Below are 24,218 nucleotides of genomic sequence, written 5' to 3' on the forward strand. Positions count from 1 at the left end.
CATCACTTACACCTTGGAGAACCGCAGTCAATGGGACTACCCTGGTATCGCGTACACACAGTCGTCTTAAATGACCCAGGCCGATTGATTTCTGTACACTTAATGCACACTGCCCTCGTGGCAGGTTGGGCCGGCTCAATGGCCCTTTATGAACTAGCAGTTTTTGACCCCACAGACCCAGTTCTGAACCCAATGTGGCGTCAAGGGATGTTCGTGTTGCCCTTCATGACTCGCTTGGGAGTTACGGGTTCTTGGGGCGGTTGGAGCATCACTGGCGAAGGTAACGTCGATCCGGGCTTCTGGTCCTTTGAAGGCGTCGCCGTCGCTCACATCGTCCTCTCTGGCCTGCTGTTCTTAGCAGCAGTTTGGCACTGGGTATTTTGGGACTTAGAACTTTTCAGAGACCCTCGCACCGGTGAACCAGCCCTCGACTTGCCAAAAATGTTTGGCATTCACCTGTTCCTCTCCGGCTTGCTTTGCTTCGGCTTCGGCGCATTTCACCTTTCGGGGCTTTTTGGGCCGGGAATGTGGGTGTCCGACCCCTACGGCCTGACCGGTCACGTCCAGCCAGTGGCGCCTTCTTGGGGCCCTGAAGGCTTCGATCCGTTCAATCCGGGCGGCATCGTGGCTCACCACATTGCAGCGGGCGTAGTCGGCGTAATTGCCGGTTTGTTCCACTTGACAGTGCGGCCGCCGGAACGTCTTTACAAAGCCCTGCGGATGGGGAATATCGAAACTGTACTTTCTAGCAGTATCGCTGCCGTATTCTTTGCAGCCTTTGTGGTTGCCGGTACGATGTGGTACGGTTCTGCTGCAACTCCGATCGAACTTTTTGGCCCGACTCGCTATCAGTGGGACAGCGGCTATTTCCAACAAGAAATCGATCGCCGAGCTCAAGCTAGCTTGGCCGGTGGCCAAAGCTTCCAAGAAGCTTACGAACAAATTCCCGAAAAATTGGCTTTCTACGACTACGTGGGCAACTCTCCTGCTAAAGGCGGTTTGTTCCGCGCCGGCGCGATGGTCAATGGCGACGGTATTGCTAAATCTTGGCTGGGCCATCCAGTATTTACTGACAGCGAAGGTCGGGTATTGTCGGTTCGCCGCCTCCCCAACTTCTTTGAAACTTTCCCAGTAATTTTGACGGACAAAGATGGGGTCGTTCGCGCTGACATCCCCTTCCGCCGTGCTGAATCAAAATACAGCTTTGAACAAAGCGGAGTTACAGTCAGCTTCTACGGCGGCGAACTTAACGGTCAAACCTTTAATAATCCTCTAGATGTTAAGAAGTTTGCTCGCGCCGCCCAAAAAGGTGAAGTATTTGAATTCGATCGCGAAACCTTGAACTCTGACGGGGTGTTCCGCACTTCGACTCGCGGTTGGTTCACTTTCGGACACGTTTGCTTTGCTTTGCTGTTCTTCTTCGGCCATATCTGGCACGGTTCTCGGACTATTTTCCGCGACGTGTTTGCTGGTGTTGAGGCTGACATGGAAGAACAAGTCGAGTGGGGCTTGTTCCAAAAACTGGGCGACGTGACCACCAGAAGAGAAGAACCTCTCTAAATTTCGCCACCCTCTGGCTAGCCGGGAAACTTCCCCGGTGTAAAAAAACCCGGTTTCTTCAAGAAACCGGGTTTTTTTAGTTAAAAATAAAACGAGTAATTAACTACCAGCCGGGAAGTCCCGGGCGTATATTTAGAGGGGATTAATCAGATCGCGGAGCCCCGTACCCCGTTGGGAATTACTCCTTGGGATGAAAGGCTCGTCGGGTGTAGGTACCCAAAGCGACAATTGTTCTTTTACACCCATTGATGATCGGGAAATACTCTGATACTATATTAGCAAGTGGGGGTGGAACTACCTCACTATAAAAAGCCTTTGAAAAAAAGGAAAAAGAAGCCTGCGGTCTAACTGTACTCAGTTGACCGTCAGGTTTGTTCACGATAAAATAATACGGCAAGGGAAGATAGGGAAAATTTAACATGGAAAGTGTTGCTTACATTTTGATTCTGGCTTTAGCCATAGGCGTACTATTTTTTGCGATCGCCTTTCGGGAACCTCCCCGGATTGGCAAATAATTAGCTATACGCCTGCGGCAAGTCCAAAATATCTTGAACCGGACTGCGGTTAGCCCGCATCATTGCATCGAATGTGGTGCGGGACTATTTCACCGCTGATTGCTAAGTCATTTTTCTAGTCCAGCCATTCATCCGACCCCGCGCGGTTAGATGAGTGGCAATTTGCTGGCAATGCCTGTTAAAATCAGCAATCATGCGCTGTTCCTCCTGCCAACACACAAATAGCCGCGTTCTAGAATCGCGTTCAGCCGAATCAGGTCAAAGCATCCGTCGGCGGCGTGAGTGTTTGAGCTGCCAGCACCGCTTCACAACTTACGAACGCATAGAATTTGTGCCGATTACGGTGATCAAGCGGGACGGCAAGCGCGAATCTTTTGACAGGTCAAAATTAGTCAGGGGATTGATTCGGGCCTGCGAAAAAACCGGTTTGTCTTCCGGGCATCTCGAAACTCTGGCAGAAGAAATCGAGGCCCAACTCCAAGGTCGATCGCTCCGAGAAATCGCCAGTTCAGAAATAGGGGAACTGGTGCTGTTGCACCTGCGGCCGCTCAGCGAAGTCGCTTATGTCCGTTTTGCCTCGGTATATCGGCAATTTCGAGGCATCCGAGATTTTGTAGATACCCTAAATCACCTTCAGAATCCCCTCAACGAAGCTGAAGATACAGAAACTCGACCGAATTTTGACGCAGATTTGCCGGATTCCGAATCAGTCGATCGAGAAAGCCCCGCATCCTGCGCTAGTCCCAGCTAAGCTCGCTTAAATTAATTTATAGAAATATTCTGGGAGATTGAAAACCGTGTCGCGAGGAAGGCCCGGAGGAATATCGACTCAAGGAACTCTCATTCGATCGAGTGTTCTTTTTTCTCAGTAAGAGTGCTGGGTGTGATATGATCGTCATCGGTCTAAAATAGAGTATAACTAGACAACGTAAAAACTTAACTGGATTAGTTGAGTGCGTAGTCACACCTAACGGTGTTGCAGTTTAGGAAAGCTCGCATTTGAACAAAACCTAACTAAAGATCGGCGACTAATTAAATACGGTAGGGCATACCGAAATTTACGCTTCTGGAGAAACCGACCTCTACTTAGACTGGAGTAATCCTGTCGCCAGCAAGTCGGCTCGTTGAACGAAGAATCTCAGTTTATTTATACCTGAGAGTGTCAAAATAGTCTACTTGACTCGGAATGTTAAGATTCAACGTTTTAACACAGAGTATGGAGTAACAGTAATGGCAAGCGCTGGTGTGCAGTTGCACCTGGCAAAAGTTAGCAAAAACTGACTTTAGTAAAAGATTTTGAAAAAAGTTAATCGCTTTTTCACCAAAATCTCTAATATCTGCCGGCACAAACGAAAAACATGAAGGAGAGAAATCCTAGGAAACTATTCGCATGGTCAATCTCAAAACCACAGTCAAAGACATCGGCTTTACTCACGAAGATTTTGCAGCCCTACTTGATAAATATGACTATCACTTTAGCCCGGGCGATGTAGTAGCGGGTACAGTTTTTAGTATAGAACCGAGGGGCGCTCTGATTGATATCGGTGCTAAAACAGCAGCGTACATTCCCATTCAGGAAATGTCCATCAATCGAGTGGAAAGCCCTGAAGAGGTATTGCAATCAAACGAAACCAGAGAATTTTTCATTCTAACCGATGAAAATGAAGACGGACAATTAACCCTGTCCATTCGGCGTATCGAGTATATGCGGGCGTGGGAAAGAGTGCGACAACTGCAAGCAGAAGATGCCACAGTACGATCGCAAGTATTTGCCACCAACCGCGGCGGCGCACTCGTGAGAATAGAAGGCTTGCGAGGCTTTATTCCCGGTTCTCATATAAGTACCCGCAAACCGAAGGAAGAATTAGTCGCCGAAGAATTACCATTAAAATTCTTAGAGGTAGACGAAGACCGCAACCGCCTAGTGTTGAGTCATCGTCGCGCCTTAGTTGAGCGCAAGATGAACCGCCTCGAAGTCGGGGAAGTCGTCATCGGTACAGTACGCGGTATCAAGCCTTACGGTGCCTTTATCGACATCGGCGGCGTCAGCGGCTTGCTGCACATCTCGGAAATTTCGCACGATCACATCGATACGCCTCATAGCGTCTTCAATGTCAACGACGAAGTGAAAGTGATGATCATTGACTTGGATGCCGAGAGGGGCCGGATTTCTCTCTCCACCAAGCAGTTGGAACCGGAACCGGGCGCGATGGTCAAAAATCGCGAATTGGTATACGAAAAAGCTGAGGAAATGGCAGCTAAGTTCCGCGAGAAAATGCTCGCTCAAAAGCAAGCTAAAGCAGGCATAGACATTCCTGTAGACTCAACTGATGCTGATGATGACTTCTCCGACGAACTCGAAGATGTGCCCTCAGCAATGGAAGAGGATCTGCCGGAAGTAGCACCGGAAGTAGCACCCGAAGCAGCACCCGAAGCAGCACCCGAAGCAGCACCCGAAGCAGTATTAGATGTAGAGGAAGAAATCCCTCCTGCGACGGAAGAATAAGATCGCAGTTAGTGTGATTAAAAGAGGGAAAACTCCCTCTTTTTTTTTTAGTTAGTCATTAATTATTAGTCATTAGTCGCTGCTGGGTGGTTGACAATTCAATACTGTTCAGTTAAGCTCGATCACCCTGGCGCAACCGGGCGGGCACGGGGGCACCGCCCCTACAAGGGGGGGACAAGAACTTACTCTTGCGTCCCCCAACAATCAGGGGGATTTAGGGGGATCTCGCCCGGAATAAATAGTTTTAACCCAAGCGTATTGGTTTAGAATTCCCAATTGCCAATTCCCCATTCTTAATTACCGACATTTAAAATCTTTCTGTAGACAGATGCAGCGATCGCACTTTGAATTAAAAAAAGTGGCAGCGCGATCAATCTGCCTAAATAGGCATGGCCTTCATGGTGCTAATTTGTTAAGATTTATAAAGGTTAGAGACATCGGCACAGGTGCAAACTCATCAGAATTCTCACGCCAGAACCAAGCAGACGAGCAAATTATATAGCAATCCTAAATCATTCATGTAAATTTGTAGGGGTAGTGCTACCCCTACTCCCCGTGCCTACCCCCTATCTATCGGGGCAACCACGGGGGGATTGCCCCTACAATAATTACGCGAATGATTTAGGGTTGCTATACAACAAAATTCTTATAAATTTCTTGCCCTGACGCTCAAAGGCAAGTGGATTATGAACCTCGAACTATTAAAAGAAAAATTAGAACAGCTAAAAAAACGTCCCAATTCGAGCAAAGGAACCATCGACCAAATCGAAAACTGGTTAACCGGTTCCCACATTTTGCAGAGATTGAGAATTAATCCTTACTACGTAGCAGGCGATACAGTCAAGAATGTTAAAAAAATTACTTCCGAATTTCTGCACGGAGTGATAGCCGGCGCCTTTGACTTGCACTGGGATATTCACTGCCCCCACTGCAACATGATTACAGAAGAATTTAAGGATTTGGCAGACACATCAGAAATGTCTTTTTGCCCGATGTGCGAGCGCGAGTTTAAAATTGATTTGCTCGATCGTGTCGAAGTTACTTTTTCCCTAAACAAAGAAATCGAAGACCCGCAACTGCGGCCCGTCTGCGCTCCCCCTCCCGTACTCAAGAGCAAACTGCAACTGGTGACACCTCTCTACTGCACCGAATCCGAGATAGTTAGCTTAGAAGAAGGTCGATACCGCTACTGCTGTCCCCTGACTTTAGCTAAAGGGATTTTAAAGGTTGAAGGCGAAGAAACAGAAGAGATACAAGAAATTAAACTCCAGCAGTTAGCCGGCCCAGATTTTGATAAAAAAGAGCTGGCCGTGCGTCCGGGAAAAGTTAAGCTCGAATTAACTAATACCGAACACAATTTGTCGGGACTGATTTTGCATTCCGATGAATTGCCCGATGAATTGACAGTAGAACAACTGCCCCTGCGGCTGTCAGGAATGCAACTACTTCATCACCCGGATTATAAGCGTTTGTTCGGCAATCAAGTAATATCGGAAAGAGAGCGAGTCAAGATTCGGGCGATTACTATTATGTTTACTGATATTACCGGTTCTACCAGAATGTACGAAACACTGGGAGATACTAAAGCTTACAATATTGTGCGCGATCATTTTGAAATTTTCTTTGAGTCGATCGAGAAATTTGGCGGTAAAGTCATTAAAACTATCGGCGATGCTGTCATGGCTTCTTTTATCAGCAACGAACAAGCAATTATGGCGGTCGCTGGTGCTGTAGGCTGTTTGAGAGAGTATAACTCAACTCGCCAACCGCAAGAGTGGATTCAAGTCAGGATTGGCATTCACCGAGGTACGGCTTTGCTGGTAAATCTTAATAATTCGATCGACTATTTTGGTTCCACAGTCAACAAAGCCGCCCGGATTCAAAATCTTTCTAAAAGTGACGAAGTTTCGTTTTCCGAAGAGGTTTACAGCGACGCAGCATTTTTAACAGCATTAAAAGCTGCTGGAGTCTCCGAAATTCAAAAACGAGTAGAAGATTTAAAAGGAATACAAGGGGCACAAGTCGCTTATACTGCTAGAATTAATACTGAATCAGTAATCCCGCTGTCTGCTACACTTGTCGCTGAAAAAAGCTAAGTACAAAAGCTGATATACTACTTGGTTATTGCCAGCCTCTTGTTGTGCTCGCCCCAACAGCATATAGAATTGTTCGATAGCGCTCAGATCATGGCTCCCACAGTGTAGCTCATGCTTAAGGGAGCTTCATAATGCCGATAACTTAAGTAGGCTTTGATACAAATAGTCCGAATTACTTAGCCACACGCTTACCAAATATGTTGGCTCCTAAATAACTGAAGTCGAGGACTTCACATTATGACTTCTCCTCAATTATCTCCAGAAAATACACTCGAATCGATCGCACCAGCCGCCCTCGATTGCGAACAATTAACCGAAACCGATGCCCCCTTCCCCATTGTTGGGATTGCCGCCTCAGCAGGAGGTTTGGCAGCCTTCACGGGGTTACTGAGCCATTTACCGACTGATACGGGTATGGCGTTTGTGCTGATTCAGCATTTAGAGCCCAATCACAAAAGTCTGCTGAGCGAGATTCTCGCGAGAACGACGCAAATGCCTGTTAATGAGGTAAAAGACGGCGTAGCTGTAGAGCCCAATCAAGTCTACGTTATTCCGCCCAACACCAAGATGGTGCTATGTAAAGGCGTGCTGCAACTATCACCTCGCGAGAAGATTTATGGCAAATATATGCCAGGAGATGCGTTCTTTACCTCATTGGCGATCGATCGCGGGCACAAAGCAATCGCCGTAGTTTTATCCGGGGGAGACGGAGACGGTTCGCTGGGGCTCAAGGCAATCAAAGCAGCCGGAGGCATGACTTTTGCTCAATGTCAAGACACAGCAAAAGTCGATAGTATGCCGAATACCGCTGTTGCGACAGGCAATGTCGATTTTGTTCTGCCACCGGAAAAAATTGCCGAGGAACTGGCAAACTATAGTCGCAGTCCCCTTCTCACTGGCCCGCTTCCCATGACAAAAGTTGAGGAATCGCCCGAACAGGGAGATGCCCTGACAACTATTTTTGCGCTGTTAAAATCCACCACAGGCGTTGATTTTAGTCACTACAAACCCACCACGATCTCTCGACGCATCCAGCGACGGATGGTGTTGTACAAGCTGGAAAGCTTGAATGATTACGCCCAACATCTTCGACACAATTCGGCTGAAGTCACAGCCCTGTATGAAGAAATCCTGATCCACGTTACCAGTTTCTTCCGCGATCCCGAAGCCTTTGAAAAGTTAAAAGAACTGGTTTTCCCCACGATTACCCAAAATAAATCGGCCGAAACTCCGATTAGGATTTGGGTGGCAGGATGTTCGACAGGTGAAGAAGTTTATTCGATCGCCATTTGCTTGTTAGAGTTTTTGAGCGATCAAGTTATCCAGCCACCGATCCAGATTTTTGCCACGGACATTGGCGAACAGGCGATCGGCAAAGCGAGGTCTGGCGTCTACTCAGAAAACCAGATGGTAGATGTTTCACTAGAACGACGTACTCGCTTCTTTATTGCCGAAGCAAGAGGTAGCTATAGAATCAGCAAGGCAGTCCGCGAACTTTGTGTATTTGCCCGACAAGACTTAGGCAGCGACCCGCCTTTTTCCAATATCGATTTAGTTAGCTGTCGCAATGTGCTGATCTACTTGGGAGAGTCATTGCAAAAAAAAGTGATGCCGATTTTCCATTACAGTCTTAAGCCAACGGGCTTTCTCCTGTTAGGCACTTCTGAGAGTACCGGAGAATTTTCCTACTTGTTTACTTCAGTGGATAAAAAGTCTAAAATTTATGCCAAAAAGTTGACTGCGACTCGTCCCAATTTTTCGTTTACGCCGAGTTCCTATCCCGTAGCTAAAGCACGTGAACGGCAGGAAGTGAAGGACAATTTTACGAATAGCTTGGATTTACAACAAGAAACTGACCAACTGATTTTAAATCGATATGCCCCAGCCAGTGTGGTTGTCAACGAGCAGATGAAAATCCTGCAAGTGCGGGGAGACATCGATCCTTACTTGAGAGTGGTAGCCGGAACGCCCGACTTAAACTTGCTGGCAATGGCAAGGGCAGGCTTGCTGGTTGAGCTTCGCACCGCGATTTATCAGGCACAAACGCAGAACGTAACCATTAGGAAAGAAAGGGTTTTGCTTGAATCGGGCGGACGATCGAGTATCGTCAATTTTGAGGTGATTCCCTTCCAGCCACAGGCAGTCGAAGGACGCTACTTTTTGGTGCTATTTGAAGAGGCTTCACCCACGGTGCTTAACCTCAGCATCCTCACTTCTGAAAGCTTAGATCAAGCTGATCTATATCCTGAAATTGAGCTGCTGAGGCAGCAAGTTGCAGCAGCTAACCAAGAAAAAACTGCGGCTCAAGCCCAACTGCAAGCGGTGATCCAGGATCAGGAAAGTCTCAACCAAGACCTCAAAGTTGCGAACGAAGAAATCCTATCAAGCAACGAGGAGTTGCAAAGCACCAATGAGGAGTTAGAAACTGCCAAAGAAGAGATTCAAGCCACCAACGAGGAACTCACTACCACTAACGATGAACTTCGCAGCCGAAATATTGAACAAAGCCTGGTCAATAACGATCTGATAAATTTGCTTTCCAGTATCAATATCCCTATCTTAATGCTGACAAACGATTTACAGATTCGACGTTTTACGCCAACGGCACAGCAAATTTTTAGTGTGATTCCCACAGATGTTGGACGACCCTTTAGCGACATCCGCTCAACTCTGAACGTTCCTGACTTGGAACAGATGATTTTGGAGGTGATTGATACTCTCCAGACGAAAGAACAAGAAGTTCAAACTTTATCGGGATATTGGTACAACCTCCGCATTCGTCCTTACCGGACAACGGAAAACCAGATTGACGGTGTGGTGATGGTTTTGCTCGATATTGATGCTCTTAAACGCAGTGCCAGAACCTTGGAGGAGGCCCGCAATTATGCTGAAACCATTGTGGAAACTGTGCAAACGCCTTTAGTCGTCCTAGATGCTGATTTCCGAGTCAATAAAGCAAATCGATCGTTCTATGAAATGTTTCAGGTTTCACCGTCAGAAACAGCAAAATCTTCGCTGTTTGAGCTAGGCAACGGGCAGTGGAATATCCCCCAAGTGCGATGGATTCTGGAAGATATTCTGATTAGTGATGTTCAGCTTGAAAACTTTGAGTTGGATCACCTGTTTGAGCAGATCGGGCAGAAAACCATGCTGCTGAATGCTTGTAAACTTGAACGAGAAGACCAAGCTTTAATGATTCTGTTGTCGATCGAGGATATCACAGAGCGCAAGCAGTTTGAGACAGTACGATCGCAGTTATTACTGCATGAACAGTTGGCCCGCCACCAGGCAGAAACAGCCAACCGTAGTAAAGATGAATTTCTCGCGAATCTCTCCCACGAATTACGCAATCCCTTGACTCCGATCCTGGGCTGGGCACAAATTCTGCGTTCCGGGAAACTGAAGGAACCAGCCGTTACTAAGGCTTTAGAGGTGATCGAGCGCAGCGCGAGAGCGCAATCTCAGTTAATCGAAGATATCCTGGATATTTCCCGGATTACGAGTGGCAAGCTTCAACTGTGCATTTGTCCGATCGATCTGCGGTTAGTGGTGCAAGCTGCGCTGGAGGGGGTTCAATTATCAGCCGAAGCAAAAAACATTCAAATTGTTTCGCAGTTGATTTCTACGACTGTTTTAGGGGATATCAATCGCTTGCAGCAAGTTGTGTGGAATCTTCTGTCTAATTCGATTAAGTTTACTCCGGCGGGGGGACGAGTGGAAATCAGGCTATCGACGATCGAGAATCATGCTCAACTTCGAGTCAGCGATACGGGAAAAGGCATTGGGGCACAATTTTTGCCGTATATTTTCGATCGTTTCCATCAAGGCGATTCCAGCAGCGTTAAGGCAAATCAAGGGCTGGGATTGGGTTTATCGATCGTGCGTCACCTGGTTGAATTGCACGGGGGAACGGTGCAAGCCGAAAGTCCGGGTGAGGAACAAGGAACTACAATGACTGTGAGATTGCCGTTGCGATCGCTACCTCCAGAGTTGACATCGGCGATCGATTTAAAGTCAACTGCTTTGGTAGGGCCTTTAAACGCCTCTAGCGATCGCGTCCCCTCTCTAGAAGGCTTGCACATTTTAGCCGTAGATGATCAGATCGATACGCGCGACTTCTTACAATTTGTGCTTGAAGGCTACGGGGCGGAGGTTTTGGCAGTTGCATCTGCCAGAAGTGCGATCGCTGCTTTGACTGAAAATCCCGGCAGATATGATTTGCTAATCTCCGATATCGGAATGCCAGAGGAAGATGGGTATTTCTTAATTCGAGAAGTGCGAGCTCTTGCTGCGGAAGCCGGAGGAGAAATCCCAGCCGCGGCGCTGACTGCCTATGCGGGCGATAAAGAACGCGAAAGGGCGATCGAAGCTGGTTTTCAAAGGCATATGGTTAAGCCTATCAAGCCGGTTGTACTAGGATTAATGGTGGCTGATTTAGTAGGAAGATTTTAGTTTATTGATTGTAGGGACACAACAATGTTGTGTCCTAATTTTGTAGGAACACAACAATAGTCAGCTCCAGACAAGCCTGTTTTGAACAGGCAAGATGCCTGTTCCACAATGATTATTGGAGATGTCTAATGTTGAACATGATATCAATTCCCGCTGCGCCGGAATGATATCAAATTCGCGCTCCGAAGTATGGCATTTTGAACAGGCAAGATGCCTGTTCCACAATGATTATTGGAGATGTCTAATGTGGGAACATGATTTTCTAGGATCACAACGAGCGTGGGCAATTAACAATTGCCAAAAATAGCGCAATATGGGAAGATAGAAAAAAATATAAATATTACGGAGTTCAGATTCTTGGTAACTATTAAATGTCGGGGCATTACCTTCTCGAACATCCAAGCCGTAATCTTTGACAAAGACGGCACTCTAGAGGATTCTCAAGAATTTTTGAGATTGTTGGGGATGAAGCGAGCGCGCCTCGCAGACGCTCAAATTCCGGGCGTTGGAGAGCCTTTACAAATGGCTTTCGGCATCGAAGCTGGCAGCATCGACCCCACGGGTTTGCTAGCTGTCGGTAGCCGCAGGGAAAATGAGATTGTGGCGGCGGGATACATCGCCGAAACCGGCAGGGGATGGCTGGAATCTTTAACTATTGCGCGCCGCGCTTTTGACGAAGCTGACGAAATGTTTAAAAATAGTGCTGTTTCTCCTTTATTTGTCGGCAGTTTGGAAGTGCTGAAATATCTTTCGGAAGCGGGTTTAAAACTAGGAATTCTTTCGGCTGCTACGACGGAGGTTGTGCAGAAGTTTGTGAAACACCACGCATTAGCCGAGTGGATTCAGTTAGAAATGGGAGTTGATTCAACGGTTCATAAACCAGATCCGAAATTGTTTTTGCAAGCTTGTGAGAAACTCGGAGTAAATCCCGCAGCAACTTTGATGGTGGGAGATTCAGCGGGCGATATTCAGATGGGTAAAAATGCGGGCGCGGCTGGCTGTATCGGGATTTGTTGGGGAAAGGCCGAGGTTAGTCATTTGGAAAATGCTGATGTGGCGATCGCATCTTTGGATGAAATTACAATTTTAGCAGATTGAGCAAACATCAGATCGCCTGGGCCGATTTTGCTTGGGAAAATCTCGCTTGTAGCCCAGGCCAGATCCCCCCTAACCCCCCTTAAAAAGGGGGGGACAAGAGTGTTTTAAGTCTCCCTTTTTAACGGGGAAGAGTCTTCTCTTTCCTCCCGTTAAGAAGGGGGGACAAGAAAGAGCATTCAAAGTCCCCCTTCTTAAGGGGGATTTAGGGGGATCTGGCCTCTGCTATAAGCGAGAGATAAAAAGGTTTTTAATCTTAAGTTAACACGATAAAAAGCATTGCCGTTTCCCTACAAACAACGCAAACCCAGAATTACGACATCTCTTTCAAGGCCGTCAAGTTCGGCAACTTGTGGCAGATATCCCCAGCGCTGAAAGCCAAATTTTTCAAACAATCTTACACTCGGCTGATTGTGAGCAAAAATTATTCCAATGAGAGTTTTAAGCTTCAATTCTGGACTCCGCACAATTGCCGATTGCAATAATTTTTGTCCGATTCCGCAGCGTTGGCGATCGGGTGCGACGTAGATGCTAACTTCTGCTGTATGCTGATAGGCGGCGCGTCCGTAGAAAATCTGCAAACTCAGCCAGCCAACAATATTTTGTTCGGATTCCATTACCCAAATCGGCCAGGAATGGGAGGAGTGTTCTCTGTACCACGGGAGGCGGCTTTCGACTGAGACTGGTTTTAAATCTGCTGTGGCCATTCTGCCCGGTATTGCTGCGTTGTATATTTGAACAATTGCTGGCAAATCGCTTTCTTCTGCGTCGCGGATTTTCATCGTTGGGTTGACTGTTGACTGTTGGCTGTTGACTGTTGACTGTTGACTAATGACTAATGACTAATGACTAATGACTAATGACTAATGACTGTTGTACAGTTCCATAATATCGCTGACAGCCATTCTTGAATTTGCTCCCAAAGTCAGCGGTGATGTGTGTCCTCGCTGCAAGTGTTCTGCCGCTGCACAGCCAATCATTGCTGCGTTGTCTGTACAATATTTTAAGGGCGGAAACAATACCCGCAAGTTGTGTTTTGCTGCTGCTGCTTGTAAGTGTTTTCGGAGTCCGCTGTTTGCTGCAACTCCCCCGCCGACTACAATAGTGGTAAGCCCGAAATTTACCGCACAGTCGATCGCTCTTTTTGTTAAACCCTTAGCTACAGTTTCCTGAAAGCTGGCCGCAATATCATTAATTGTAGAGGCAGGCAAGATGCCTTCCGCACCCACATTGTTATTTTGTTTCTTGAGTTTCTGCACTAATTGCAAAACTGCTGTTTTTAACCCGCTAAAACTACTGTCGTAAGGATGGTAGCCGCCACCAGGCAAGGAAATTCTGCCTTCTGGTAGGGGGTATGCTTGGGGATTGCCAAGGGCGGCCAATTTGTCAATCAGTGGCCCGCCGGGATATCCTAGCTGCAACAGTCTCGCGACTTTATCAAAAGCTTCGCCGGCGGCGTCGTCGCGTGTTTGTCCTACAGTTTCATAAACGCCGCAATCTTTGACGTAAATGAAGCTAGTGTGTCCCCCGGAAACTAACAAACACAAAAACGGTGGCTGCAAGTCGGGTTCGGTAAGGTAAGAAGCGTAGATGTGCCCTTCGAGGTGGTGGACGCCTAAAAAAGGTTTTTGATGGACTATTGCCAAGCTTTTGGCCGCTGTCAGCCCGACTAACAATGCACCTACTAAACCGGGGGCACAAGTCGCTGCAATGCCGTCAATTTCTGACCAACTCAGGTTTGCTTCACCGAGACACTGGGCAATTACCTGATTGAGCATTTCTAGGTGACTCCGCGAAGCCACTTCCGGTACTACCCCGCCATACTGCTCGTGGATTTTAATTTGCGATGCTACAACATTGCTGCAAACTTGACGATTCTTAACAATTGCTGCTGCTGTTTCGTCACAACTTGTTTCGATTGCGAAAATGGTTGCCATTAACTGCTAATTTTATTTGATAGGTTAGTTATTGCTAGCTTAACTAATTCGGCGCAAGTCCCCCGCTCTACCTGTACTCAGGTTATTGTTAAGGGATTTTTGCCCGATCGACAGCTAAGGCCATCATCGGATGCAATGAAGGAATATCCTCGCGGTATTGCTAGCTCAGCATTGACCTATGAAAACGGGAATCCCTCATTCTATTGGGCTTTGCCGCATCAATGATGGATACTTTACACTGTCAACAAACACGGTAATCTGGATTCCAGATCGGCAAGTTGAAATGCTTGTACAAAAACTTATTGTTTTGTAACAAAAGGAAACAATTCCATGCGACGATTGTTTGCTGCAATTTTAGTGTTGAGTGTCTGGATCAGTTTTGCTCCAGTTGCTTCGGCTTACAATTTAGTGCCGTGCAAAGACTCTCCCGAATTCAAGGAACTGGCTAAAAATGCACGTTCTACCAATGGCGACCCCGCATCTGCGAAAGCGCGGTTCGATCGCTATTCTCAAGCTATGTGCGGCCCGGAAGGATACCCGCACTTAATCGTAGACGGCAACTTGAGCAAAGCAGGGGACTTTTTGATTCCTAGCATACTGTTCTTGTATATGGCTGGTTGGATTGGTTGGGTAGGCCGTTCTTATCTGCAAGTTACCAAAAAATCAGCAACCCCAGAGGAAAAAGAGATTATTATCGACGTTCCTTTGGCAATCAAATGTATGCTGAGCGGCGTTTTATGGCCTCTGGCAGCTCTCACATCAATCACCAGCGGTGAAATGTTTGCCAAGGACGACGAAATTACTGTTTCCCCCCGCTAAAATTGGGAAATGGAGAAGAGCTAATAGCTAACAGTTAAGTAATTAACTAGAAATTAGCAATTAGCGCGCTAGACCGATCGGCAATTACCAACTGTCTCGAATTTTCAGGAGCAGAAATCATGCAATATTTTGTCAAGTTTCTTTCGACCGCCCCAGTATTGGCTATCCTTTGGCTCTCTATTCAAGGCGCGGCTTTAATTGAATTTAACCGCTTTTTCCCCGACCTGCTTTTCCATCCAATGCCTTAAGATTTGAGGGAAATTAGGTTGCAAAACCTATGAATGTTGACGGTTGACGGTTGACGGTTGACGGTTGACGGTGGAAGAAAAAGTTGAGAGTTTTGAGTTTTGAGTGATGAGTTACAGGTTAATTTAAAGCTCAAACATCAAAGCTCTCAAACCGTAAAAGTTGGCGCAAGACCAGCGCATAAATGGGAAAAAACCCCCAGAATTTCAACTATTTAGTGCTCAAATTAGTTGCCAATGACTAATGACTGATGACTAATGACTAATGACTAATCACTAATGACTAATGACTAATCACTAATGACTAATCACTAATGACTAATGACTACTGACTAATGACTACTGACTAATGACTACTGACTAATGACTAATGACTACTGACTAAGGGCTAATGACTAATGACTAATGACTACTGACTACTGACTACTGACTACTGACTACTGACTACTGACTACTGACTAATGACTAATATTTGGAATCGATGAAGTCTTATCTCGCCGCAGCAATTCAAATGACTAGCTTGCCTGACCTGCAAAAAAATTTGGTTCAGGCAGAGGAATTAATCGACCTGGCAGTGCGTCGGGGTGCGGAGTTAGTTTCCTTACCAGAAAATTTCTCGTTTATGGGAGAAGAGGAGGAAAAGATTGCTTCAGCAGAGGCGATCGGGCTCCAAAGCGAAAAATTCCTCAAAACGATGGCCCAACGGTTCCAGGTAACGATTCTGGGCGGCGGATTTCCAGTGCCGACGGAGGGGGGGAAGGTATACAATACTTGTTTGCTGGTAGACCCAAACGGCACTGAAGTGGCAAGGTACAGAAAAGTACATTTGTTCGATGTGAATGTGCCAGACGGCATTACTTACAGGGAATCGAACACTGTGAAAGCTGGTGAAGATTTGCCGCCTGTTTATGTGTCACCGGATTTGGGCACCCTGGGACTTTCGGTGTGCTATGACGTGCGGTTCCCGGAGGTGTACAGGCATTTGTCGTACAAGGGGGCTGATATTTTGTTCGTGCCGGCGGCGTTTACCGCTTACACTGGCAAGGATCACTGGAAGGTTTTGTTGCAAGCTAGGGCGATCGAGAATACTTGTTATACGATCGCCCCGGCACAGACTGGACACCACTACGGCCGCCGTCAAACACACGGTCACGCGATGATTATAGACCCTTGGGGTGCCATTTTGGCGGATGCTGGAGAGGAACCGGGTGTGGCAATTGCAGAAATTAATCCCGATCGACTAGAACAAGTCCGCCGCCAAATGCCGTCGCTGCAACACCGGGTTTTTCTTTGAAGGAATTTTGAGACCAATTGGTCTCAAAAATTCGGAAATTAATCCCGATCGACTAGAACAAGTCCGTCGCCAGATGCCCTCACTGCAACACCGGGTTTTTCTTTGAAGGAATTTTGAGATTAATTGGTCTCAAAAATTCGGAAATTAATCCCGATCGACTAGAACAAGTCCGCCACCAGATGCCCTCACTGCAACACCGGCTTTTTCTCTGAAGGAATTTTGAGACCAATTGGTCTCAAAAATTCAGTCCCCGTCAGGGACAACACCTGAAGAATTTTGAGCCAAACATATTGTTTAATGAAGGTTCAATGACCGTGCACTTCTGCTAAAAGGCGAATTGGCGAAAGTAGAATTGCACGAAATGCGTCTTTTTTGAAGAAATGAAACACACTCTTTCGGTTTTAGTTGAAGATGAAGCGGGTGTCCTCACTCGAATTGCTGGTTTGTTTGCCCGTCGGGGTTTTAATATTGAAAGTCTCGCCGTTGGCCCGGCGGAACAAGGGGGAGTGTCTCGGATTACGATGGTTGTACCCGGAGATGACCAAATTATCGAACAGTTGACAAAGCAACTGTACAAGTTGATTAACGTGCTTAAAGTTCAGGATATAACGGAAATTCCCTGTGTGGAACGGGAGTTGATGTTGCTGAAAGTTAATGCTGCTAGCGGGACGCGATCGGAGATAATTGAGTTAGCTCAAATTTTTAGAGCGCGAGTGGTGGATATTGGTGATGATACGCTGACATTGGAAGTTGTCGGAGATCCCGGTAAAATGGTGGCGATCGTCCAGGTTCTGAATAGATTTGGGATTAAGGAAATTGCTCGTACTGGGAAAATTGCCCTGACGCGGGAGTCGGGGGTAAATACTGAGTTTCTCAAGTCTTTGGAAGCGAAAGTTTAAGGAAGAAGGAAGAAGGAAGAAGGAAGAAGGAAGAAGGAAGAAGGAAGAAGGAAGAAGGAAGAAGGAAGAAGGTTTTAACTTCCAATTGCTAATTTCTAATTTCCAATTTCCAAGTTCCAATTCCCGATTCCTAATTAGCAATTCCCAATGACTAATGACTCCTGACTAATTACCATTTAGGTTGACTTTCTATCAAAAGTGTGGCTGCAATGCTGTCTATCGGCTTTGAGAAAAAGTATCCTTGTCCGTATTCGCATTGCAGCGCTCTGAGTAAATTAAGCTGTTCGATGGTTTCGATTCCTTCAGCAATTACATCCATACCTAAATGACTGGCTAAAATTAAAATAGTCTGTACAATCGCTTCGTTGCCTTCATCTTCAGTCATGCGGCTGACAAAAGCTCGATCGATTTTTAAAGCATCAGTTGGAAAAGTGTGCAGGCGGCTCAAAGAAGAATAGCCCGTGCCGAAATCGTCAATATATAATTGAATTTCTAAATTTTTCAATTCCGCGAGGATAGCGACTGCTGATTCCGCATTCTCCATGATGACACCTTCAGTAATTTCTACCTTTAAAGTGCGGGGGTCAAGCTGAGTTTCTTGTAAAATTTCACGAATGCGATCGATTAAATCCGGTTGTTTAAATTGTTGGTTAGAAAGGTTGACGCTGACAGTCAACGGCGGATTTGTTGGGAATTTTTGGTGCCACTCGTGGATCTGACGACAAGCCGATCGCATCATCCACCAGCCCATAGGTATAATCAATCTAGTTTCTTCGGCTACTAAAATAAACTCGCCAGGAGATACGACACCCCGCTGCGGGTGATACCACCGTATCAGCGCTTCAAAACCGCTGATTCTACCAGTAACTAGAGAGACGATGGGCTGATAGTAAAGCTGAAATTCCTGGGAGTCTAAAGCGCGTCGCAGGTCGTTTTCCAGTTGCAAAAGGGCGACGGCGCGAGTGTGCATACTTAAGTCAAAAACTTCGTGGCGAGCTTTGCCCAATCCCTTAGCATGATACATGGCAGCATCTGCATCTCGGAGCAGTTCTTCAGGCCGATCGTACAATATGGACAACGGGGCATTGGGAACAGGAGAGTCAGAAGATAAGCAAGACAAAGAACTTTCCCGATCGATATTTCCGAGATTTTCGGGGCTCGACAGTTTGCTGGTTTCCCTTTGATACGGAGGAAAACCAGAACAAACAATCCCAATGCTAGCACTGGTAAAAACTTGATACTCGTTAAGGTAAAAAGGCTCTGCCAGTTCCGCTTGCACTCGTTCGGCAATCTGGATCGCATCCTCGGTGCTTTTGATATTTTCCAGCAAAATAGCGAATTCGTCGCCGCCGAGACGGGCAACGGTATCTCCAGCGCGCAAACAGATTCCCAGGCGCTGCGCGATCGCGATCAGCAACCGATCGCCCACTAAATGCCCCAAACTGTCGTTAACAACCTTAAAGCGATCGAGATCGATAAACAGCACCGCAAACAAAATCTCGGGGCGGCGTTTTGAAAGATCGATCGCGTGCCCCAAGCGATCCATAAATAAAGATCGGTTGGGCAAACCGGTTAGCATATCGTGCAAAGCATCGTGTACTAACTTATCTTCTGCTATTTTGCGGAGGGTAATATCTTCGACAGTGCCTTCGTAGTAAAGTAAATTTCCGTCAGGATCGCGAACTGCGCGGCCGTTCTCGGAAACCCAGATAGTAGTGCCGTCAGCGCGGTAAACTTGGGACTCGAACTCAGACACAAAACCCTGTTTTTCGATCGCGCGCAAAAACTCGACGCGGCGGATGGGATCGAGGTAAAGTTGGCGGTCTATGTCTTGGATATTCGCGATCAATTCGGCGGCCGACTCGTAGCCGTAAATTCTCGCCAAAGCAGGGTTAGCGCTGAGGTAGCGTCCGTCGGGCGTTGTTTGGAAAATGCCTTCGATCGCATTTTCAAAGATGCTGCGGTATTTCTCTTCCGCCTGTTGCAGCGCGAATTCTGCCTGCTTGCGATCGGTGATATCGGTCAACGTGCCGAGATAGCCTAGAACTTCCCCGCCTTGGGTAATTTCTGGCACTGCTTGCCAAAATACCCAGGTTGTGAAGTCACCGTTGCAAAAGCGGTACTCTAACTTACAGGGCAACTTGTCTGTGACAGCGCGATACCACTGGCTCAAAACACGCTCGCGGTCTTCGGGATGCAAACTTTGCGCCCAACCTTCGCCTAGTGCCTTTGGCGCAGTCAGTCCCGCCATCTCCAAAAATCGCTCATTGACGTACAAGCAATCTCCAGCAGCGTCGGCGCGGAAAATCCCGACAGGCAGTATTTTTGCCAAGGTGTAATAGCGGTATTCGCTTTCTAGCAGCGCGCTGGCAGCTACTTTAGTCTCCGTGATATCAAACATTGCGCCTTGAAGGATAACAGACTTGCTTGCTTCATCGCGAACTGCGGTCGCTTGATCGCGGAACCAGACGACTCGGCCGTTGCGGGCGATCGCGCGGTATTCTGAAACCAGCGACCCCTCGCAGAAGATATCTTCTCCCTCGCTGAATTTCTGTGTGGCGTTTTCCACTAACACGCGGTCACGGTCTTCTGGGTGAACGAGTTTCAGCCACAGGTCGGGATCGGCTCTCCATTCAGCTACAGAATAACCTAGAAAAGTCTCGATTTGCGGGCTGATGTAAAGTTTGGCAGCCTTGCGGTTGAGGGGAGAAATGTAGGTGACAGCGGGCATTTGTTCTACCAGGGCGCAGTATTTCGCTTCTACAGTAGACAGTGCTGCTTCTAGGCGCTGCCGCTCTAATTCGGCGGCTGCCCGTCCGGCAAAGATATTGAGAATTAATCGGAATTTGGCAAGATGTGCTTCCACCAGGGGTCGATCGTGGAAAATACAAATAATGCCTAAAGGTTCGCCGTAAGAGTTTTTCAGCAAGACTCCCAGGAAACTGCGCGCACCTGTAACTACCGGTCTGCGGTCTTCTGGAAAGGTTTCGCAGAGGTTGTCTGGACAGGAATACATTCCCTCCTCCAGCACCCGCGCTTCGGGAGTATTGGCGGTGTCCCACTCAAAGTTTGGCTGCTGCTGTCCGTCGCTCCAAAAACTGATAAGTTGCAATCTATCAGCACCAGCATCGGTGCGAGCCTTCGACTTAATCGATTTGGCAGCGACGGCGGTGCGAACTCCGAGTGCTGAGGCTAAGTGGCAAACTAAGGCATCAAAGAATTCTGCTCCCCCCGGCGAATCAGTACCTGCTAGGATTTCGCCCAGCAAATCTTCCTCTAATTGCGCGAAACCATTAACTTTGGGAAGATTCTCGGCATTCGGGCGATCGGGATTTTCCCCCATCGAACCCGAAATGCTCAGACTTAGGGTTTTGCTGGTTCCAGGCCCCACAATAGGCGAAGAATTCACACTTAGGCGCTGTTGCTTGGCAAAGAATACAGCGGGGCCCATACCTAAAACTTTACCCAAGAAGCTGTCAGTTGCCGGCAACCGATTTGAGTTGGGAAAAATCACAAAGTTTTTCCGCATTTTCAATCCGGCAGATAAATCATCGTTTAATTGTGGCAACTGCCGTTGCTCTTCGGCCGGCGGCAGACGGGGGGGCATTGGCTGCCACTTAAGATAAATCGCGGACGCCAAGGCTAAAATCGCCGATAATCCCAGAAGATATGCAAAAATCTCAAAGTAAAAAAATAAATTTAGATCGAACATCGATTAACACCGCTCGAAAATTGTTGTAGTTATCTGAAGCCAATCTATTTAAAAATAACTAAGTATCTTGAAATACTCACCGACTATCAGGTGCGGTGATTCTTGACGCTTCACAGGGTTCTGCTAACCGTTGCTAGTCTGACAATCCCTCTGCGTCCGTTTAGAGTCGTGGCGATTCCCCATCCCGACTTGTTCTATATTCCTAGAAGCGTTTTTATCTCTGTCTTGCTCAGTACCACAACTCAGGCAAAGCACTGAACGAATAGACAAATCGATTTTACCCCATTTAAAGCCACAGTCCGCACAAACTTGACTGGTAGGTTCCCACCTGCTAATTACTTGAAACTCTCTGCCAAACTTTTCGGATTTGGCTTCACAGAGAGTTCTAAACTCCCTCCATCCTTGCTGACTAATTGCCCTTGAAAGTTTCCGATTCTTTAGCATTCCTGACACGTTCAAATCTTCCAGAATAATCACTTGGTTTTCGTTGACTATTTTGGTTGACAGTTTGTGTAGGAAATCTTTACGGGTATCGGCAATGCGATTATGTAGTTTAGCAATTTTAATTCGAGTTACATTTCTTCTTTTAGAATCTTTGGGCTGACGGGCCTCTTTGCGCTGGAGTTGGCGAACTTTTCGGTCTAACTTTTTATAACTGGGACTTTTAGCTTTTTCACCCTTACTCATTACTGCAAAAGTTTTAATCCCTAAGTCAATTCCGATACTTGGACTCTTAGCCTCAATTTGAATTGGCCCAAGCTCTACAACAAAACTCAAAAAATAGCGGTTTGCACAGTCTTTGATTACTGTGACAGAGCTAGGTTTAGACGGCAATTTCCTAGACCATATAGGGTTGACGATTCCTATTTTGGCTAAATAGACACCATTGCCTTTAAAAGAAAAACCACCGCGAGTAAGTCTTGCCGACTGGCTGCTAGTCCTTTTTTTGAACTTAGGATAACCAACCTTGCGTCCCTTTCTCTTGCCCTTACAGGAGTCGAAAAAGTTCTTAAATGCTGTCTCTAAATCGGCTACAGACTGCTGTAGTGGAATGTTTGACACTTCCCCCAACCAAGCTCTTTCGATTGTCTGCTTTGCCTGAGTAATTACTATTTTCTGAAGCTCTGCGGATTTGGGCTTTTTCTCTGATTGCTTGCACAGCGCTAGAGCATCGTTCCACACTACTCGCACACAACCAAACAACTGAGCTAAGCTCTGTTGCTGTTGGTCGGTTGGGTAGAATCGGTACTGGTATCTTGCTTTCATGTTATTATCTTAGCATAACTGACGGCATATTGACGGCATGAAAAAGTTAACTATTAGATGTTCTGATGAAGAATATGAGAAACTTGCGGAATATTGCAAGCTTACGAATAGAACGCAAAACGATGTATTCAGGGAGCTTATTAGGAAAATAAAGATAAAGCCGTCCTAGAAGGCGATGTACTGAGCCCTTCGGCGGATAAACTCCGCCGAAGTGACGGGGCTTGTATCCCAGTTTCTTGGTCATGAATGAGTAACGCATACAAGGTAGGATTGCAGGTGAAAGCGACAAGAGAGTTAATATCCCTGATGAAAGCAATCGTTTTTGAAACGCCCGGAAGCCCGTCCGTATTGAAACTGCAAGATATCCCCGCCCCTACTATACAAACAGAAACTGAAGTTTTGGTACGGTTGCGAGCGGCAGGTATCAATCCGATAGATACTAAGTTGCGATCGCGCGGCACTTTTTACCCCGAGAAAACTCCTCACGTTTTGGGGTGCGACGGTGCCGGAGTCGTAGAGGCTGTCGGTGCAGGTGTGCAAAGTTTCCAAGTGGGAGACGAGGTTTTTTTCTGCAATGGCGGTTTGGGCGGGTCGATCGGTACTTATGCCGAGTTTGCCGTTGTAGACGAACGTTTTCTCGCCCTCAAGCCTGCTGCTTTAAGTTTTGCTGAGGCGGCGGCGGCACCGTTAGTTTTAATTACAGCTTGGGAATCGCTGTACGATCGAGGGCGCTTGCAAGCCGGTCAAAAAGTCCTGGTTCAAGCTGGTGCCGGCGGTGTCGGCCACGTCGCGGTACAGTTGGCAAAATTGCAGGGTGCAGAGGTTTGCACGACTGTTAGTTCTGAGGAAAAAGCCAATTTTGTCAAGCACCTAGGTGCAGATTCAGTTATTTTATACAAAAATACCAATGTTGTCGATGAGGTTTTGACTTGGACTCAAGGACAAGGAGTTGATTTGGCTTTCGATACAGTCGGGGGAGAAACTTTTTACCAAACTATTCCGGCTGTTCGATTTTATGGAGATTTGGTAACAATTTTGGAACCCGATCCGGCTTTGGGCAATTTGAAAACAGCGAGAATGCGGAATCTGAGAATTAGTCTGGAATTAATGTTGACACCGATGCTGGAAGGTTTGGTGGAAGAACAGGAACAGCAGGCTCATATTTTGCAGAAGTGTGCTCGTTTGTGCGATCGCAACTTGCTAAAAATTCACGTCAGCAAAACTTTCCCTCTCGAAGAAGCGCAAGCCGCTCACGAACTGTTAGAAACAGGCTCAGTAACCGGTAAAATAGTGCTTGAAATTGCGGGTGGTTAAAATTGCGGCTGCTTAAATAAGAAATTCACAACTGATATCATGTCCGGTCGAGGAACCGCGATTTTTTTAGGTGCGAGTTCACCAATAATACCTGCCAATAATTGACAATCTCAAAAACTCGCCCGACCGGGATATTATGGTTAATCGAGCGGACATGATATGAAATTCTTGGATAGAAAAGTGCAAAATCCTCGTTAATAATTTTGAGAGAACTATGGCTAATTCAACGACCAAGGTGAATCTTTGTTTTCTATCAAATCCGTTGGCATCGGAATGATTCATCTGTCTCTTCCGTTTCTGGAGCATCTCATCTTTGCAAAAACACTTCTTTCTTCTTCCTTCTGACTCTTTTCTCCTGGCTCCTGACTCCTGACTCCTAATTCCTATTCGGAATGATTCATCTGTCTCTTCCGTTTCTGGAGCATCTCATCTTTGCAAAAACACTTCTTTCTTCTTCCTTCTGACTCTTTTCTCCTGGCTCCTGACTCCTGACTCCTAATTCCAATTT

General features: G+C 46.8%; 17 protein-coding genes and 1 pseudogene. 14 read left to right on the plus strand and 4 right to left on the minus strand.

Annotation, left to right across the window (positions count from 1 at the left end):
* The first annotated feature begins 30 nt into the window (after positions 1–30).
* From psbB to QUB04_RS02340, 7 genes are all read left to right on the plus strand, one after another.
* Positions 31–1,560 (plus strand): photosystem II chlorophyll-binding protein CP47, encoded by a 1,530-nt coding sequence (gene psbB, locus QUB04_RS02310; protein ID WP_333280500.1) that lies wholly within the window; start codon positions 31–33, stop codon positions 1,558–1,560.
* Between the two features lie 419 nt (positions 1,561–1,979).
* Complete coding sequence (locus QUB04_RS02315) at positions 1,980–2,075, plus strand: photosystem II reaction center protein T (protein WP_006635641.1); 96 nt, start codon at positions 1,980–1,982, stop codon at positions 2,073–2,075.
* Between the two features lie 193 nt (positions 2,076–2,268).
* Complete coding sequence (gene nrdR, locus QUB04_RS02320) at positions 2,269–2,826, plus strand: transcriptional regulator NrdR (RefSeq protein WP_190738941.1); 558 nt, start codon at positions 2,269–2,271, stop codon at positions 2,824–2,826.
* Between the two features lie 639 nt (positions 2,827–3,465).
* Positions 3,466–4,581 (plus strand): 30S ribosomal protein S1, encoded by a 1,116-nt coding sequence (locus QUB04_RS02325; protein ID WP_333051464.1) that lies wholly within the window; start codon positions 3,466–3,468, stop codon positions 4,579–4,581.
* 686 nt (positions 4,582–5,267) lie between these two features.
* Positions 5,268–6,677: an adenylate/guanylate cyclase domain-containing protein gene (locus QUB04_RS02330; RefSeq protein WP_333280502.1), complete on the plus strand. Its 1,410-nt coding sequence runs from the start codon at positions 5,268–5,270 to the stop codon at positions 6,675–6,677.
* A 237-nt stretch (positions 6,678–6,914) separates the two neighbouring features.
* Positions 6,915–11,129: a chemotaxis protein CheB gene (locus tag QUB04_RS02335; RefSeq protein ID WP_333280504.1), complete on the plus strand. Its 4,215-nt coding sequence runs from the start codon at positions 6,915–6,917 to the stop codon at positions 11,127–11,129.
* Between the two features lie 357 nt (positions 11,130–11,486).
* The gene (locus QUB04_RS02340) at positions 11,487–12,227 is read left to right on the plus strand and encodes an HAD family hydrolase (RefSeq protein WP_333280506.1); all 741 of its coding nucleotides are present in this window, start codon (positions 11,487–11,489) and stop codon (positions 12,225–12,227) included.
* 287 nt (positions 12,228–12,514) lie between these two features.
* Here the strand turns inward: QUB04_RS02340 and QUB04_RS02345 are convergent, their stop codons facing one another.
* Together QUB04_RS02345 and tsaD are read right to left on the minus strand one after the other, a co-directional pair.
* Positions 12,515–13,006: an N-acetyltransferase family protein gene (locus QUB04_RS02345; protein ID WP_333280508.1), complete on the minus strand. Its 492-nt coding sequence runs from the start codon at positions 13,004–13,006 to the stop codon at positions 12,515–12,517.
* A gap of 81 nt (positions 13,007–13,087) precedes the next feature.
* Entirely contained in the window at positions 13,088–14,161 is a 1,074-nt protein-coding gene (tsaD, locus tag QUB04_RS02350) for a tRNA (adenosine(37)-N6)-threonylcarbamoyltransferase complex transferase subunit TsaD (protein ID WP_333280510.1), read from the minus strand.
* A gap of 330 nt (positions 14,162–14,491) precedes the next feature.
* On the opposite strand from tsaD, the gene QUB04_RS02355 reads away from it, so the two are divergent.
* The 5 genes and pseudogenes from QUB04_RS02355 (at position 14,492) to ilvN (ending at position 17,418) form a co-directional block, all read left to right on the plus strand.
* Positions 14,492–14,980, plus strand: coding sequence for a Photosystem I reaction center subunit III (locus QUB04_RS02355; protein WP_333138816.1), 489 nt, complete (start codon positions 14,492–14,494; stop codon positions 14,978–14,980).
* Between the two features lie 119 nt (positions 14,981–15,099).
* On the plus strand, positions 15,100–15,228 hold the full coding sequence (psaJ, locus tag QUB04_RS02360; protein ID WP_106151078.1) for a photosystem I reaction center subunit IX: 129 nt from the start codon (positions 15,100–15,102) through the stop codon (positions 15,226–15,228).
* A gap of 478 nt (positions 15,229–15,706) precedes the next feature.
* Positions 15,707–16,519, plus strand: a complete 813-nt coding sequence (locus QUB04_RS02365; protein ID WP_333280512.1) for a carbon-nitrogen hydrolase family protein — start codon at positions 15,707–15,709, stop codon at positions 16,517–16,519.
* A gap of 19 nt (positions 16,520–16,538) precedes the next feature.
* Positions 16,539–16,625 (plus strand): annotated as a pseudogene (locus tag QUB04_RS02370) (carbon-nitrogen hydrolase family protein); the annotation flags it as partial.
* A 274-nt stretch (positions 16,626–16,899) separates the two neighbouring features.
* A complete protein-coding gene (gene ilvN / locus QUB04_RS02375; protein ID WP_041622928.1) occupies positions 16,900–17,418 on the plus strand; it encodes an acetolactate synthase small subunit in 519 nt (172 codons plus the stop codon).
* A gap of 169 nt (positions 17,419–17,587) precedes the next feature.
* Here the strand turns inward: ilvN and QUB04_RS02380 are convergent, their stop codons facing one another.
* Both QUB04_RS02380 and QUB04_RS02385 read right to left on the minus strand, forming a co-directional pair.
* Positions 17,588–21,130, minus strand: coding sequence for an EAL domain-containing protein (locus QUB04_RS02380; protein WP_333280514.1), 3,543 nt, complete (start codon positions 21,128–21,130; stop codon positions 17,588–17,590).
* A gap of 123 nt (positions 21,131–21,253) precedes the next feature.
* A complete protein-coding gene (locus tag QUB04_RS02385; protein WP_333054402.1) occupies positions 21,254–22,396 on the minus strand; it encodes a transposase in 1,143 nt (380 codons plus the stop codon).
* A 37-nt stretch (positions 22,397–22,433) separates the two neighbouring features.
* On the opposite strand from QUB04_RS02385, the gene QUB04_RS32465 reads away from it, so the two are divergent.
* Together QUB04_RS32465 and QUB04_RS02390 are read left to right on the plus strand one after the other, a co-directional pair.
* The gene (locus QUB04_RS32465; RefSeq protein WP_445243008.1) at positions 22,434–22,565 is read left to right on the plus strand and encodes a ribbon-helix-helix protein, CopG family; all 132 of its coding nucleotides are present in this window, start codon (positions 22,434–22,436) and stop codon (positions 22,563–22,565) included.
* A gap of 137 nt (positions 22,566–22,702) precedes the next feature.
* Complete coding sequence (locus tag QUB04_RS02390) at positions 22,703–23,710, plus strand: zinc-dependent alcohol dehydrogenase family protein (protein ID WP_333280525.1); 1,008 nt, start codon at positions 22,703–22,705, stop codon at positions 23,708–23,710.
* Positions 23,711–24,218: the final 508 nt, after the last annotated feature.

Source organism: Microcoleus sp. D2_18a_B4, from assembly GCF_036702475.1.
In the GTDB taxonomy this organism is placed as follows: domain Bacteria; phylum Cyanobacteriota; class Cyanobacteriia; order Cyanobacteriales; family Microcoleaceae; genus Microcoleus.